The following is a 15,334-nucleotide window of genomic DNA, read 5'->3' as shown; positions in this document are numbered from 1 at the left end:
AGTAACCATTCTTTTTGTTCCTGCAAGCGTTTTGTAAAATAAATTTTAATTTTATTTTCTTCTCGCTTATTACCAGTAATTTAAAAGAACATATTCCCTTCTGCGGGGTGCAAAGATAAACACTTCTTTTACTTTTCTGCAAATATTTTCTAACCTTTTTTTTCGCTTTGTTTATAACTTACTGGACGTGCGTTGGTTGAAGAGGAAAGTTTTTTTGTTTAACCGCAATCCTAGCCCCGATCGCAATGGAAATCCTTTGGCGCCGGGGTTCGGTGCCAAAGATTGTATTGGAGAGCGGGATGAAGCTCCTGAGGAAAAATTATTCCTTAACTATTTTAATCGTTTTAGTATTGTAATCAGAAGACAATTTGACTAAGTAAATGCCTGGCGCTAAACTCGAAAGGTCGATTTGGATGGAATTTGCATTATAGGATTTATTCAAAACGCTCTGGCCAAGAGAATTGATAATAACTACACTATTGATAGGATTAGCATTGGTCAGATTCAGTAGATTGCTTACCGGATTTGGGAAATACCGGAACGCTTCGTCCTGAAATACTTCATTGGATAAATTTGTGCAGGTCGTGGTAATGGAACTTGAGCAAACCGTTGTAGTTTCCGATACCGTAAAAAAAACATCTTGTCCGGGTAAAACACCCAACACTTCATAATGCGAAACACTCGTAGTACCATAAATATACGGACCTCCATTAATAGAATAAGAATAGACATAACTAGTTACGCCGGGTATGGGCTGCCAATCGAAATAAACGGAATTGGGCGATGTGGTTTGTGATGCGTCGCAAGATAAATAATCTAGCAATGGATTTACTACGATTACTCCTGATAACGATGCTGTACCACACCCACCGGTTGTCATGACTGTATATGGGAACGTTCCCGATTGCAATGACGTGCCGCTGATGATAAGCGAACCGGCTGAGAAAATAGCATTCAGACCCGCGGGCAAACTTCCAGCAGAAACCGTAGCGCTTAACGCACCATTGCCTATGGTATAGCTTGTCGGGGAAATAGGACTATTAAAACATACTACTTGGTTAGCTGAACTAGGTGAAGATGCCAATGTTATTGTAGCCGTTGGATATACGGTTATGGTTCCTGATTGCGTGGCTGTACCGCAGCCGCCTGTAGTTGCCACGAGATAACTGAATGTTCCTAATTCGGTTGGTATTCCGCTTAAAGTGAATATTCCTAAAGACTGATTAAAAGTTCCAGTAAATCCTGAAGGCACACTTCCCGAAATTAACGACGCTCCAGTGGCACCACCACCGACTGTAAAAACAACCGGTGTTATTGCAGTAAATAAACATGTACTTTGAGCTGTTGAACCAATCGGCGAAGTTAAAGTTAATGTGGCTGCGGGATTTGAAGGCTGGTTGCCGATAGTTACCGAAGTAACACTGGAAATGCAACCTGCCGCATTTTTAGCTGTAACGGAATGTATTGAACCAGCTAAGAGTCCGCTGTAAAGAAGTGTTGTTGTGTATGGGCCGCCATCAAAGCTATAAGTATTTCCTGCCACTGCTGCAATGGCAATACTTCCCGTTGAAACACTACAAGTTGGTTGGAGAAGCGTTACTACGGGTTGAGCGGGTGTATTGGTTTCGTCGCAATTGGTACTGGTGCTGCAAGTGACCGTACCAGAACTAAAACAGCTTCCTACCGGACCAGATGGCGTAACGTAAAAACTGACGGTATCTCCCGCTGACAATCCTGTTTTTGTAAAAGTGGTTAAGACTCCAAAGCCGCCTAAAACAAATGCCCCACCGTTGACCGTATAAACTGTAGTGTAAGTTGTAGCACCAGGTACCGGAGTCCAATTTATTGTAATCTGATTTTCAGTTGATGCGCCGCAGGTAATTGTCGGAATAAGCAATGGGTCTATGGTGATGGTCTTTGCCACGGAACAACCTCCTATGTTTTGATAGATAATGCTACAGGTTCCGCCCGAAACACCAGTTACAAGACCTGTATTGTCTACAGTAGCGATAGCAGGATTTGAGGATGCCCAAGGCGTTACGGCATTAGGAAATACAGAACCGTTCAATTGAAGTGTTCCACCTTCACATGTTGTATACGATCCAGACGGCGAAGTTATTGTCGGAAAGGTACTGACATAAACATTCACACTCGCATTCACGCCTAAATTATCCGTATAAGTTATAGTGGTGGCCCCAAAACTTACGGCTGTGACCAATCCGGTATTATTGACTGTAGCCACAGCAGTATTTGAAGAAATCCAAGGGTTTATGGCTGCTGGTAGTTCCGAAGCTGTCAGTTGTGTCGTATTAGGACCAGGCAAACAAATGCTGAAGTTACCCGAAATCACAGGAACAGCTAGTCTTGCCTGATTTTTTGGAGTTTGTCTGATGCAATCAGACGTAGAAAAACCATACGATTGCGACTGAAATGCTACCAACAAAACAATAACCAATGGGTAATATTTTTTCATAAAAAAAGAGTTTGTTACCTTGTAAAAATATACCTTTTTAAGTAACAAACTCTTTGTATAAATAAAATTCTTAACTATTTATTGACCTGCTTGGCTTTTTCTTCCCAATAATCCGACAATTTATCATAATCAATGGGCGTCGCGGCTTCTTGTCTGACCAATCTTCCGTGATCGAAGGCACGTACTAAAATCGTTTCTATGAGAAAATCCTCATTGTCTTGATACGGTAAATATTTTCTTTTAAGGCTGATGTCAAAAGCGCTTGCTGTGGCATTAGACCAGAAAGCCTTCCAACCACTCTTATAATCCTTAATGAGTTCGTAAGTAGTAAAACCGGTTTGGCGGTTAATCAGTTTGACTAAAATTTGCCCTTGCTTGCGGGAGAGTTTTTTAAGCTTGGGTTCAAATTCGTTCTGCATATAATCCTCGACGATCTTGAAATATTTTCTTTTCTCACGACTGGTTTTCAACGCATCCATATTTTTATTTAAAACCGTCAGACGCTCGGCAGCGACTTTTGCATAAGGGTAGACTTTATAAACGCGGTTGCGCAGTAGCAAAAATTGCTTCTTACTTTCAGCGTCCATGTTGTCTTTATAAACGGTAATTTCCTCTAATTGAATGGGTTGAGAAAGTGTATCAGTTTCCTTCAGCACATATCCCATTTTGGTACTGTCCTGTTCCGTGATTTGGGCGTTCAGCGAAATCGAAAATAAAAAAAAGCTGGGGATCAAAAGTCTAAACTTCATAGCAGAAAATTTATGAGTCAAAATTAGGCATTAATTACGCAACTGTAATGCCAAATTTATAAATTAGCCCAAAAAACAACCATGAGTACGAAATCAATACTGAAAAAATCTTCGATTGCCTTTTTAGAACAATACCTGAACAACGCCTCGCCAACCGGCTACGAAGCTGAAGGCCAGAAAATCTGGATGGATTATCTCAAACCGTACGTGGATACTTTCATCACGGATACCTACGGAAGCGCCGTAGCCGTCATCAATCCAGAAGCCAAATACCGCGTCGTGATTGAAGGACACGCCGATGAGATTTCATGGTACGTCAATTATATCACCGACAACGGACTGATTTATGTCATCAGAAACGGTGGTTCCGACCACCAGATTGCGCCTTCTAAACGCGTCAACATTCATACTAAAAACGGTATCGTCAAAGGTGTCTTTGGCTGGCCTGCAATCCATACGAGAAACCGTGGTAAGGAAGAAGCGGCAAGCTTAAATAACATTTTCATCGATTGCGGTTGCGCCACTAAAGAAGAAGTAGAAAAACTCGGTGTTCATGTGGGTTGTGTCATCACTTATCCCGACGAATTCATGATCCTCAACGAAGATAAATTCGTCTGTCGCGCGATCGATAACCGCATGGGCGGATTCATGATAGCCGAAGTAGCGCGTCTGTTGCACGAGAACAAAAAGAAACTGCCTTTCGGTTTATATATTACGAATTCAGTACAAGAAGAAATCGGATTACGCGGTGCTGAAATGATTACCAACACGATAAAGCCAAATGTTGCGATTGTCACTGATGTTTGTCACGACACCACAACGCCAATGATCGAAAAGAAAATCGAAGGCGACCTGCAAATGGGCAAAGGACCGGTAATCGCTTATGCGCCTGCAGTTCAAAACAAACTGCGCGAACTCATCGTCAACACGGCCGAGAAAAACAAAATCCCTTTCCAGCGTCATGCAACTTCAAGAGCTACAGGAACAGACACTGATGCGTTTGCTTACAGCAACGGTGGCGTGGCTTCAGCACTGATTTCACTTCCTTTGCGTTACATGCACACGACTGTTGAAATGGTGCATAAAGAAGATGTTGAGAACGTTATAAAATTGATCTACGAAACATTATTAAACATTAAAAACGAGGAAGATTTTTCTTATTTTAAATAATAATATTTAGGAGCTATTTCCTGCTATACACTAAATCTTTTGTTCTGAACACCAGAACAAAAGGATATCGTTCCTATCAGGGCTAAAAAAAAGCATCACGTTTATCATGATGCTTTTTTTATTTAAAGTAGTTTTTGTTAGTTCATCCCAACTAATTTGTTATTCTGTTTCATGGTGAAACTTTTTTTGTTGATAGTTTCGAAATCCAAAGGTTCAAGAATGTTGGCGACGTTGCTTTCAATAATCGCGTTGTCTTCAGCAATCTGGTCTTCGATGGTTCTTTCGAGATACAATGGGCGAATTTCAGCAGTATCCTGGCTTTCAATGATTTTGTTGTTTTCCTGGATGATGTTTTCTATTGATGGCGCTTCAAAGTAAAAAACCCCTTCATCAGTAATTTGGTCTTCGGTGATTTGATTATTCTCAGCGATGATTTCCTCGATTGATTTCTCATAAGTAGTTCCGATGACGGCCGCTGGATTTAAAATCGCCTGATCTTCGACGGGTGCGAAATTTCTTTTTTCCAAAGGATTGTTTTCTGTGGAAAATAATGCTCCTTGATCTTCAGTGGCAATCGTTACCGTTTTATTGATTGCTTTTGAAGTGTTGGCTGCTGTAGTCAAATTGAACACTAAGACTGCCATTCCTAATAATACGATTGAATTTTTCATTTTGATTTGATTTTTTATTGATGATGATTTTTTGTTTCTATTAATTTCTTATACAAAGATAAGGCTAAAAGCAAATACCTTGTTTTGCATAGTACTTAATTTTAACAATATATTAACATTTTAAATTTCGTTAAAAATAAAAAAAAGCCAGTGAATAATCACTGGCTTCAAAGCTTTTAGGCTTGTTTCAGAACAGAAACCGCTTCATTGGCAATCGAGAGCTCGGCATACCGTAGTGCTGTAAATCCTTTCTCGTCTTTATCATTTACATTGGCTCCATTGGCCAATAAGAATTTGATAATTTCGGTTTTGTTGTATCGGGCTGCGACCATCAAAGGGGTCATACCGAATGATTTTTCATTAACATCCGCTCCATATTCTATGAGCTTTTTAACGAGGTCGAATTCCCCTTTTTGAATAGCAATGCATAATGGTGTGTTTTTACCATAATTAGAAAGAACTCTTTGTGTTGATGTTTCAACAGTATTAGTCGCAAAAACAGGCGCAGTAAAAGTGACCAACGCCAACCCTAGATAAACAATTGATTTTTTCATGTGATTTGATTTTAATTGATTGATGATTTTAAGTCAATAGACGCTCTTAGAAATTAATCGTTACGAATAAGACTGTATTTAACATTAAATTAATTTTCATCAAGCATAAAAAAACCGCACCTTGTGGGATGCGGTAAGTTCAATAAAAATAAAATGATTTACAAAGACTTTAAATACTGAAGCACGTTATGTTCGATGCGTTTATCAATATTGGAAATATCGGCTTTCACAAATGGTAACCCAATAATATTCTCATACAATTCTATATAACGCTCAGAAACCGATGCAATATAATCATCCGTCATTTCCGGAATTTGCTGGCCTTCTTTTCCCTGAAATCCATTTTCAATCAGCCAGCGCCTTACGAATTCCTTAGACAATTGCTTCTGTTCTTCTCCCCTTTCCTGACGCTGCTGATAACCTTCGAGATAAAAATAACGAGAAGAATCCGGCGTGTGGATTTCATCAATCAATACAATTTCTCCGTTTTTGGTTTTGCCGAATTCGTATTTGGTATCTACGAGTATTAATCCACGGCTTGCCGCAATCTCAGTTCCGCGTTGAAATAACGCGCGCGTATATTTTTCGAGAATCAAATAATCCGCTTCTGAAACAATTCCTTTTGCTAAAATCGCCTCGCGCGAAATATCCTCATCATGTGCGCCATTATCGGCTTTGGTTGTTGGTGTAATAATAGGATTAGGAAGTCTATCATTTTCTTTCAATCCATCTGGAAAAGCAACACCGCAAAGCATTCTTTTCCCAAAAGCATATTCTCTCGCAGCGTGTCCTGACAGATACCCGCGAATGACCATTTCCACTTTAAAAGGTTCGCACAAATGCCCGACAGCCACATTCGGATCAGGCGTGGCAATGAGCCAATTCGGTACGATATCTTTAGTGAGTTCCATGAATTTGGTCGCGATCTGGTTCAGGATTTGCCCTTTATAAGGAATGCCTTTTGGTAAAACGACATCAAAAGCTGAAAGCCTGTCAGTGGCCACCATGACTAAATATTGATCATTGATGTTGTAGACTTCCCGGACTTTACCGCGGTAAACGGATTTTTGGTTTGGAAAATTGAAATGGGTTGTGGTAATCGTGTTGTTCATTGTAGTGAGTTGTTGTGTAGTATGGCACAAAAATACATTGTTTTGAGGGATACACAAAATGCAATCTGACATTCTTCGTTTTAAAATATTGTAATATAAAACCCTAATTGTATAAAAAGAATAAACCTATAAATCCGCACCTTTACTTAGGAAACAGGATTTTTAAGTTGTATATTGACCCTAATTTGACATTCGCCAAAAAACCTAACCAGTAACCAAACCGACAGATTTGAAACAATACTTTAAAAAAGGCGCAAAAATTTTGCTTTGGACAATCTTGTCCTTATTCATGCTGTGCCTATTGTTGGTTCTTATCATCCAGATTCCATACGTTCAGAATAAAATTAAAGACAAGGCCGTCACTTACCTCGAAGGGAAAATTCACACCAAAGTGATGATCGGGCACATCAATATCGGTTTTCCCAAAGATGTGATGCTGGAACGCGTCTATCTCGAAAGCCAGCAAAAAGACACCTTATTGTATGGCCGGAAAATTGCCGTCAACATTTCACTTTTCAAACTCCTCAACAGCGAAGTTGAGATTAACAGCATCGACTTAAGCGGCATCAATGCTCATATCTCGAGAAACCGCGATTCCGTTTTCAATTTCGATTACATCATCAAAGCGTTTGCCTCCAAAGAAGACAAACCGAAATCCACGACCAAAACAAAAATCTCAATCAGTGATGTGAATCTCGACAAAATCAAACTGACTTTCGAGGACGCGATTACCAAAAACGACCTCAAAGCCAGCATCGAACATTTTGACACCAGAATCGAAAAATTCGACCTTGACAACCTCAATTTCGATGTTCCTAAAATCAAATTAGACGGTTTGAAATTAAGGTTAAAACAAGGATTACTTGCGCATGAAATTGCAGAAACCTCTAAAAAAATAGCCGATTCATTAGCCAAAAAATCCGACCTGAAACTTAAGCTCGGACAAATCGTATTGTCAAAAATCGATGTTCAATATGAAAATGCCGGAACCAATCTCAACACCGGACTGACGCTTGAAAAATCTTTAATTCGCGTCAATACTTTTGATCTGCAAAAACAAATTATCGATCTTGAAAGCCTTGATATCAACAAACTCAACGGTGGCCTTACGCTCGTCAAAAAAGAAAACAAACTGCCCGAAACCAAAGCGGCGCCCAATACAAAATTACCAGAAAAAAGCTGGCAGATTAAGCTGAATCAGGCGAATTTAAAAGCGATTGCATTTCGATTTAATGATGAAAACTCCGTACGCACAAAAAAAGGCATCGATTACAAACATCTCGATGTTAAAAACTTCAACCTCGATGGCGAACAATTCACTTATTCTGATCAAGGCATTTCAGGAAAAATCTATGCGTTCACGGTTCAGGAAAAAAGCGGCGTCGATGTGCAGTCGCTCAAAACCGAGTTTTACTACGGTGCCAAATCAGCTTATCTTAAAAAACTATATTTAAAAACACCTCAAACTTTGGTCAAAAACGAAATCATTGTAGGCTATCCATCGATTGAAAGCGCTTCCAAAAATGTCGGTCAATTTAAAGTTGATGCGAATCTTATAGGAAGTCAAGTTGGTTTCAAAGACATCCTGATTTTCGCACCACAACTCGCCGAAACCAATCCGTTCAAAAGCAATGCGAATGCAATCGTAAAGATTAATGGAAAAATCAACGGTCAAGTCAGCAACATCCGCATTCAAAACCTTGAAATCAGTGGTATCGGCAACACAAAACTAACTACGAGCGGAACGATAGTCGGCTTGCCTGATGCACAAAAAGCGTATTTCAACATGAACATCCGCCAGTTAGAAACTACCTCAAAAGATATTTACAGTTTCGTTCCGAAAAATGCGATTCCCAGCACGATACAATTGCCTGCAAAACTATCGACCCGCGGCACGTTCAAAGGAACAATGACAGCCTTTCTGACCAACATGAATCTGACCAGCAGTTTCGGGAATGCGACGGTCAAAGCCAATTTTAACAGCCAAAGCAAAGACCACGAAATTTATCAGGCGAATACGAGTTTCAGCAATTTCGATTTGGGCAAACTGCTCAAAAATCCGGCTTTGGGTAAAATTTCATTGCAAGCCAATATCAACGGAATTGGACTGAATCCAAAAACTGCCGTGGCTTCAGTTGATGCAAAAATCAGCAGCGCGCAATACGACCAATACACTTATAAAAACGCCAGTATCAAAGGGAAAGCCGGTAATGGTTTGCTCCAAGCTATCGTATCAATGAAAGACCCGAACCTCGCTTTTGATTTAAAAACCGAAGGCAATTTCAAAGACAAATATCCTGCAGTCAAACTCAAAATGAATGTCGATATTGCCGATCTTGAAAAACTGAATCTTCACGCCGGCCCGTTAAAACTCAAAGGTCAGATTGATGCGGATTTCCCAACAGCTGACATCGATTATCTCAATGGAAAGCTGTTTTTACATCATTTGAGAATTGCGAATGCCAAAAACGAATTTGTGCTCGATACGATTACTGTAACCGCAACGGCGACCGCTGAAAAAAATACGATAGCAGTACGTTCGCAAATTTTGGATGCCGATGTCAATGGCCAATATAAACTATCGCAAATCAGCAATGCGATTACCAATTCCATTGCTAAATATTACAACCCCAACCCGACAGCAAAAAAAGCTACGCTTTCGACACAGCAATTGGCTTTCAATGTGACAGTTAAAGACCATCCGATTCTTTTCCAGTTAGTTCCGGATCTGAAAAGTTTAGAACCGATTGGTATTGTCGGGCGTTACAATTCCATGAACGATACCATCGTACTTAGTGCAAGCATTCCAAAAGTCATTTATCAGGAAAATACGCTCACCAACGGCAGCATCAATATCGATACAAAAGAAGATGTTTTGGTCTATGCGGTGCTTGTCGATGACATCCAGAACGCGTCGTTCCAATTGCCTTATACAAGTTTGTCGGGGAAAATTCAAAACAATCTTGTAGATTATGTTTTGCTGCTTAAAGACGACAAAGACAAAGAACGTTACATGCTTGCCGGTACGATGAAAGCCACGCCAGCTTATACTGAAATCAAACTCATCGACAAACTGACTTTGAATTACGAGCCGTGGAATATGAATCCTGAAAACATGCTTCGTTTTGGAAAAAACGGAATCTATGCGAATGAAGTGGCGTTTGAAAAAGACAACAACCAACTGAGTCTACAATCGGAATCGAATCGTCCGAATGCACCGTTGAATGTCGAATTTAAGGAATTTAAAATTGAGACATTGACCAACATCGCGCAGAAAGATTCGCTTACGGTCGGCGGAAAAATCAACGGAAAAGCGCAAGTCAGGGATTTAATGAAAACGGTACTTTTTACCGCAGATTTGAAGGTGGCCGATTTCAATTTCCGGAAAGATACGATTGGGAATTTAGCGATCAAAGTGAGTAATGACATCGCCAGCACTTACAAAACCAACATCGTGATTACCGGACAGGACAACAATGTGGTGCTCGACGGAAATTACAATTCCAGATCAAACAGCATTGACATGAATCTGGATTTGCAGCAACTCAACCTCAAAAGCGTCCAGGGTTTTTCGATGGGCAACATCACGCAAGGAAGTGGTTTTTTTACAGGAAAGTTTAAAGTCAAAGGAACGCCGGAAGCGCCGCATATCAATGGCGATCTGCAGTTCAATGAGATTGCGTTCCGCGTCAAACAGTTCAATTCCTATTTCAAATCGATGAATGATAAAATCGTCGTGAATGAAAACGGGATTGTGATCGACCGTTTTGTGGTGAGCGACGAACAAGACAACATTCTGGTGGTTCAAGGCACAATGCCGACCACGAATTTTAAGGATTACGATTTCAATCTATCGGTCGGTGCTGATAATTTTCGTGTGCTGAATTCCAAAGAACAGGACAACAAATTGTTTTATGGCCAGTTGTTTGTCGATACGCGGCTCAAAATCAAAGGCAATACCGACAAACCGATCATCGACGGCAACATCGATGTCAACGAAGACACCAAACTCACGGTAGTTTTGCCACAACAAGATCCGTCGATTGCAGACCGCGAAGGCATCGTCGAATTCATCGATCAGGATGATGTTACTTTAAACCAAAAACTTATCGTCAACGATACGATTGCGCAAACCCAGCTCAAAGGGCTTGAAGCTTCGGTCAACATTCAGATTGACAAACAGGCCGAACTGACCATGATTATTGACAAAGGCAACGGTGATTATCTCAAACTCAAAGGCGAAGCGCGTCTGACCGGTGGCATCGATTCCTCAGGAAAAACTACTTTGGCTGGGCGTTACGAATTCACCGAAGGAACTTACGAAATGACATTCAGTCTGCTCAAAAGGAAATTTGACATCAAGGAAGGAAGCTACATTCTATGGACTGGCGAACCGACGCAAGCCGATATCAACATCACCGCTGTATACAAAACTGACGCCGCTCCGATCGATCTTTTGGGCGACCAACTCGGGAATGTGGCGGCTGATGTGCGCAACACTTACAAACAAAAAATTCCATTCGAAACCGAGTTGATTATGAAAGGTGAATTGCTCAAACCAGACATCACGTTCGACATCGTGCTTCCCGAAGGCAACAATTCCGTATCGACAGAAATCATCAACAGCACGCAAACGCGGTTGACACAATTGCGCCAGGAACCGTCCGAACTCAACAAACAGGTTTTTGCCTTATTGCTTTTGAACCGTTTCATTGGGGAAAATCCTTTCGCGAGTGAATCTGACGGAACTTCTACCAACGCCTTAGCCCGACAAAGCGCGAGTAAAATTTTGTCGCAGCAACTCAATAATTTGGCGGGCGATTTAGTCAAAGGCGTGGAACTAGATTTTGACCTCGAATCAACGGACGATTATACTACAGGTGAACGCCAAAACAGAACCGATCTCAATGTCGGTGTTTCCCAAAGATTGCTCGACGACCGCCTCAAAGTGACTGTGGGCAGCAGTTTCGCACTCGAAGGAGAACAACAAGCCAACCAACAAGCGAACAATATTGCGGGCGATATTTCCGCCGATTACCAATTGTCGAAAGACGGAAGATACCGCGTGCGCGCTTATCGCAAAAACCAGTATCAGGTGGCTTTGCAGGGGCAAGTCATTGAAACCGGTGTGGCTTTCATCATCACTTTGAATTACGACAAATTCCGCGAGATTTTCCACTCTGCGAAAAAAGACAAGATCAAACTGGAACCTAAAAAGAAACTGTAATGAAAACGAAAACGCTATACTTCAGCTTGCTCCTGCTCTTTCTGGCTTCTTCGTGCAGCAATACCAAATATTTGCCCAAAGGCGATTTATTGTATACCGGAGGAAAAGTGAAGGTTGAGGATGATTCAATTTCAAAGAAAGAACGCAAAAACCTGCGCAAATCGATGCAAGACATGCTGCGACCGAAGCCCAACAGCAAAGTGCTCGGGCTGCGTTTTAAACTTTACATCTACAACATTGCGGGCGAACCCAAAAAGGAAAAAGGTTTCCGCCATTGGTTGCGTTACAAAGTCGGGGAACCGCCGGTGCTTTTTAGTCAGTTTGATTCGGAATTCAATAAGAATGTGTTGCGGAATTACGCTGAGAATAAAGGCTTTTTTCAAACTAGAGTTGCCTCGGATTCTACGCGAAGGGGAAAACGCGCCAGTGCTGATTTTCTGGTAAAACCCGGAAGTCCTTACAAAATCAAAAACGTGATTTATCCTGCCGATACGATGGCGCTCGAACAGGCGATGATGACGATTAAAGACAAAAGTTTCCTCAAAGTTGGAGAAACTTATGACCTTGATAAAGTCAAAGCCGAACGGCAACGCATCGATACGCATCTTAAAGAAAAAGGTTATTTCTTTTTTGGCGCCGATTATCTGAAAGTTCAGGTGGATAGCACCGTCGGAACGCATCAGGTCGATTTGCTTCTGAAAGTGAAACCCGAAACGCCGAAACTCGCGAGAAACGTTTACAAAATCAACGACATCATTGTTTATCCGAATTATTCCGTCAATACTGATAAAGTGGTAACGACTTCGGATTCGATTCAGAAATACCACGATTTTACGATCATCGATCCGGAGAAAATCTTCAATCCGAGAATCTTCGACCGGACGTTGTATTTCAAACGCAATGATTTATACAACCGCACGAACCATAATTTATCGTTGAACCGTTTGGTCAATTTAGGAACTTTCAAATTCGTCAAAAACCAGTTTACGATTGCCGACACTATTGGAAATTATCTCAATGCGTTTTATTATCTGACGCCGCTCACAAGAAAATCCTTTCGTATTGAAGTATTAGGAAAAACGAATTCTGCCAATTATACGGGAACTGAACTCAACATCAGCTGGAGCAACCGCAATACTTTTCGTGGTGCAGAGTTGTTCAATGTAAGCCTTTTTGGCGGTCTTGAAGTGCAACTTGGCGGGCAAAACCAAGGCTTCGACGTGTATCGCGCAGGAACAGAAATGAACCTCATTTGGCCGCGATTTTTGACGCCTTTTAAGACAAATTCCTCAAGCGGATTTGTTCCCAAAACTAAAGCCACGTTGGGTTATGAATACCAACTCCGGGCAAAACTCTATTCGCTGAATTCGTTCAAAGCGTCGTTCGGCTATATGTGGAAGGAGAATCTCAGGAAAGAACACCAGCTCAATGTGAGCGAAATCACTTATGTAAGCCCATCGCATGTGACGCCTTTGTACCGCGAACAGGCCGCAACGAACGAATCACTCAACAAAGTCATTGAAAAGCAACTGATCTTTGGACCGAACTATTCTTACACCTACACCAACACCATGGAAACGGCTAAGAAGCATACGTTTTATTTTAAAGGCGCTTTTGATTTGGCGGGAACTTTAACGGGATTGTTGACTAAAGCAGATATCAAAAAAGGCGACACGATTAAAGTGCTCAGCGTTCCGTTCAGCCAATTTGCCAAAGCCGAAGCGGAATTCAGGCATTATATGAAGTTGGGCGACAATTCGAAATTGGCAAGCCGCATCATTGTCGGTGCCGGTTATGCTTATGGGAATTCTGCCGAAATGCCTTATGTCAAACAGTTTTTTATTGGCGGAACGAATAGTTTGAGGGCTTTCCGGGCGCGTTCAATTGGGCCTGGAACTTTCAATGCAGAAATGCAGACCAATGTCTTTTTACCGGATCAGTCGGGCGATATCAAGTTTGAAATCAATACGGAATATCGGGCGAAGCTTTTCAGTGTAGTGAATGGCGCGCTGTTCGTAGATGCGGGAAATATCTGGTTGATGAACGACAACACAGATAAACCAGGCGCTAAGTTTTCAGGGAAATTCCTCAACGAACTTGCCGTGGGCGCCGGAGCCGGATTGCGTTTTGATTTGTCTTTTTTGGTTTTGCGTACCGATCTTGCATTTCCTTTGCGGATTCCTTATTTACCGGATGGTCAGCGTTGGGTAATCGATCAGGTGAATTTTGGAAACGGACCTTGGCGCAAGGATAATCTGGTATTCAATCTGGCCATCGGCTATCCTTTTTAATTTTAGAAAAGTATTTAAATTTAACATTTTTTTTGTACTGTTGTCCTCTGGAATACCTAAAAATATTTTAGATAATTCTTTGCGATGAAAAAAGTGCTACTATTTATTACTCTATCCGGATTGATTTTGATTGCCATCATCAACTCCAGAACTCCTTTTAAAATTAAAAATGTGGGACCTTGGTCAGTCGGCTACGGACAAGCTTCTAGTTTCCCTGATAGTATACCAGTACACACCAATGCGATTTATTCGCTCGAAAAACTAAATCAATACCATCGAGAAACTAAGTTTCTTGCAGATCCATTCTTTTTGAAAGTGCGCGACACTTTTTATTTGTTTTTTGAACACCAGTTAACAACGCGAAGAGAAGCGGTAATTGGGTTAATGACTTCTTCAGATGGTGTGCACTATAATTATCATGGCACGGTACTTAAACAGCCTTTTCATTTATCCTATCCACAAGTAATCAGTTATAAGCAGGAGTTTTATATGATTCCTGAATGCCATGAATCGAACCAGGTTCTGATGTATAAGGCACAGCATTTTCCTTTCGACTGGAAAATTTGCGATACTTTAATACACGATATCAGTCTGCGGGATCCTACGATATATCTTTCTGATTCGTTGAACATCCTTGTCGCCTATGACGGGAAACTCGGCATGAAAATGTTTGTCGCGGACTCGTTGTTTGGGAGATGGAAACCACACAAAAAACATACTGTAATTACTGGCAGTGAATCAAGGCCGGGCGGACGTTTTTTTGCAAATGGTAAGGATTTATTGCTTCCGGTACAGAGTTGTCTTGACGGCTATGGTTACGGACTATCGCTTTACAATCTTGATTTTAAAAATGGAGATTATAAAGTGAGTAGAAGAAAACCGTTATACCTCAAAGACCAACCCGATATTCCTGAATTCAATGCAGGCATGCACCAGCTCGATATGCAACGCATCGGCAATCAGTACTATTATGTTTATGACGGAAATCGACTGGAAAACCAAAACCGCCGATGGAATGTTGGCGGCGCTTTGAAAATGACCTATTACGATCTGCAGTTTTGGTTGTTACAATGTTTTGAATAGTATA

The 15,334-nt window shown here is 41.1% G+C and carries 9 protein-coding genes; 4 read left to right on the top strand and 5 right to left on the bottom strand.

Annotation, left to right across the window (positions count from 1 at the left end; all coding sequences use genetic code 11):
- Nucleotides 1-319 precede the first annotated feature (319 nt).
- Both Q0058_RS02020 and Q0058_RS02015 read right to left on the bottom strand, forming a co-directional pair.
- Nucleotides 320-2,473 (bottom strand): Ig-like domain-containing protein, encoded by a 2,154-nt coding sequence (locus Q0058_RS02020; protein WP_298221062.1) that lies wholly within the window; start codon nucleotides 2,471-2,473, stop codon nucleotides 320-322.
- 74 nt (nucleotides 2,474-2,547) lie between these two features.
- Nucleotides 2,548-3,222 carry a DUF4294 domain-containing protein gene (locus Q0058_RS02015; protein ID WP_298221061.1) on the bottom strand — a complete coding sequence of 225 codons (675 nt, stop codon included), beginning with the start codon at nucleotides 3,220-3,222 and terminating at the stop codon, nucleotides 2,548-2,550.
- Nucleotides 3,223-3,303: 81 nt separating this feature from the next.
- Here Q0058_RS02015 and Q0058_RS02010 point away from each other — a divergent pair, with 81 nt between their 5' ends.
- Nucleotides 3,304-4,392, top strand: a complete 1,089-nt coding sequence (locus Q0058_RS02010) for a M42 family metallopeptidase (protein WP_298221060.1) — start codon at nucleotides 3,304-3,306, stop codon at nucleotides 4,390-4,392.
- Between the two features lie 137 nt (nucleotides 4,393-4,529).
- Here Q0058_RS02010 and Q0058_RS02005 read toward each other — a convergent pair whose 3' ends face one another.
- The 3 genes from Q0058_RS02005 to Q0058_RS01995 form a co-directional block, all read right to left on the bottom strand.
- On the bottom strand, nucleotides 4,530-5,063 hold the full coding sequence (locus Q0058_RS02005) for a hypothetical protein (RefSeq protein WP_298221059.1): 534 nt from the start codon (nucleotides 5,061-5,063) through the stop codon (nucleotides 4,530-4,532).
- Between the two features lie 176 nt (nucleotides 5,064-5,239).
- The gene (locus Q0058_RS02000) at nucleotides 5,240-5,617 is read right to left on the bottom strand and encodes an ankyrin repeat domain-containing protein (RefSeq protein ID WP_298221058.1); all 378 of its coding nucleotides are present in this window, start codon (nucleotides 5,615-5,617) and stop codon (nucleotides 5,240-5,242) included.
- A 158-nt stretch (nucleotides 5,618-5,775) separates the two neighbouring features.
- The gene (locus tag Q0058_RS01995; RefSeq protein WP_298221067.1) at nucleotides 5,776-6,729 is read right to left on the bottom strand and encodes a phosphoribosylaminoimidazolesuccinocarboxamide synthase; all 954 of its coding nucleotides are present in this window, start codon (nucleotides 6,727-6,729) and stop codon (nucleotides 5,776-5,778) included.
- Nucleotides 6,730-6,958: 229 nt separating this feature from the next.
- On the opposite strand from Q0058_RS01995, the gene Q0058_RS01990 reads away from it, so the two are divergent.
- From Q0058_RS01990 to Q0058_RS01980, 3 genes are all read left to right on the top strand, one after another.
- Nucleotides 6,959-11,956: a translocation/assembly module TamB domain-containing protein gene (locus Q0058_RS01990; protein WP_298221057.1), complete on the top strand. Its 4,998-nt coding sequence runs from the start codon at nucleotides 6,959-6,961 to the stop codon at nucleotides 11,954-11,956.
- On the top strand, nucleotides 11,956-14,247 hold the full coding sequence (locus Q0058_RS01985) for a BamA/TamA family outer membrane protein (RefSeq protein WP_298221056.1): 2,292 nt from the start codon (nucleotides 11,956-11,958) through the stop codon (nucleotides 14,245-14,247). The genes Q0058_RS01990 and Q0058_RS01985 overlap by 1 nt, the downstream gene beginning before the upstream one ends.
- Nucleotides 14,248-14,331: 84 nt before the next feature.
- Entirely contained in the window at nucleotides 14,332-15,330 is a 999-nt protein-coding gene (locus Q0058_RS01980; RefSeq protein ID WP_298221055.1) for a hypothetical protein, read from the top strand.
- The last annotated feature ends 4 nt before the right edge of the window (nucleotides 15,331-15,334 follow it).

The organism is Flavobacterium sp. (genome assembly GCF_027484705.1).
Taxonomy (GTDB): Bacteria; Bacteroidota; Bacteroidia; order Flavobacteriales; family Flavobacteriaceae; genus Flavobacterium.
Note: the sequence above shows the minus strand (reverse complement) of the source record. Positions and strands in the feature narration are given on the sequence as shown.

What these genes read in the sequence shown, in the direction of transcription:
- Q0058_RS02020 (WP_298221062.1), bottom strand. Translation starts at nt 2,473, where the DNA reads ATGAAAAAATATTACCCATTGGTTATTGTTTTGTTGGTAGCATTTCAG.
- Q0058_RS02000 (WP_298221058.1), bottom strand. Translation starts at nt 5,617, where the DNA reads ATGAAAAAATCAATTGTTTATCTAGGGTTGGCGTTGGTCACTTTTACT.
- Q0058_RS01980 (WP_298221055.1), top strand. Translation starts at nt 14,332, where the DNA reads ATGAAAAAAGTGCTACTATTTATTACTCTATCCGGATTGATTTTGATT.
- Q0058_RS02010 (WP_298221060.1), top strand. Translation starts at nt 3,304, where the DNA reads ATGAGTACGAAATCAATACTGAAAAAATCTTCGATTGCCTTTTTAGAA.
- Q0058_RS01995 (WP_298221067.1), bottom strand. Translation starts at nt 6,729, where the DNA reads ATGAACAACACGATTACCACAACCCATTTCAATTTTCCAAACCAAAAA.
- Q0058_RS02005 (WP_298221059.1), bottom strand. Translation starts at nt 5,063, where the DNA reads ATGAAAAATTCAATCGTATTATTAGGAATGGCAGTCTTAGTGTTCAAT.
- Q0058_RS01985 (WP_298221056.1), top strand. Translation starts at nt 11,956, where the DNA reads ATGAAAACGAAAACGCTATACTTCAGCTTGCTCCTGCTCTTTCTGGCT.
- Q0058_RS02015 (WP_298221061.1), bottom strand. Translation starts at nt 3,222, where the DNA reads ATGAAGTTTAGACTTTTGATCCCCAGCTTTTTTTTATTTTCGATTTCG.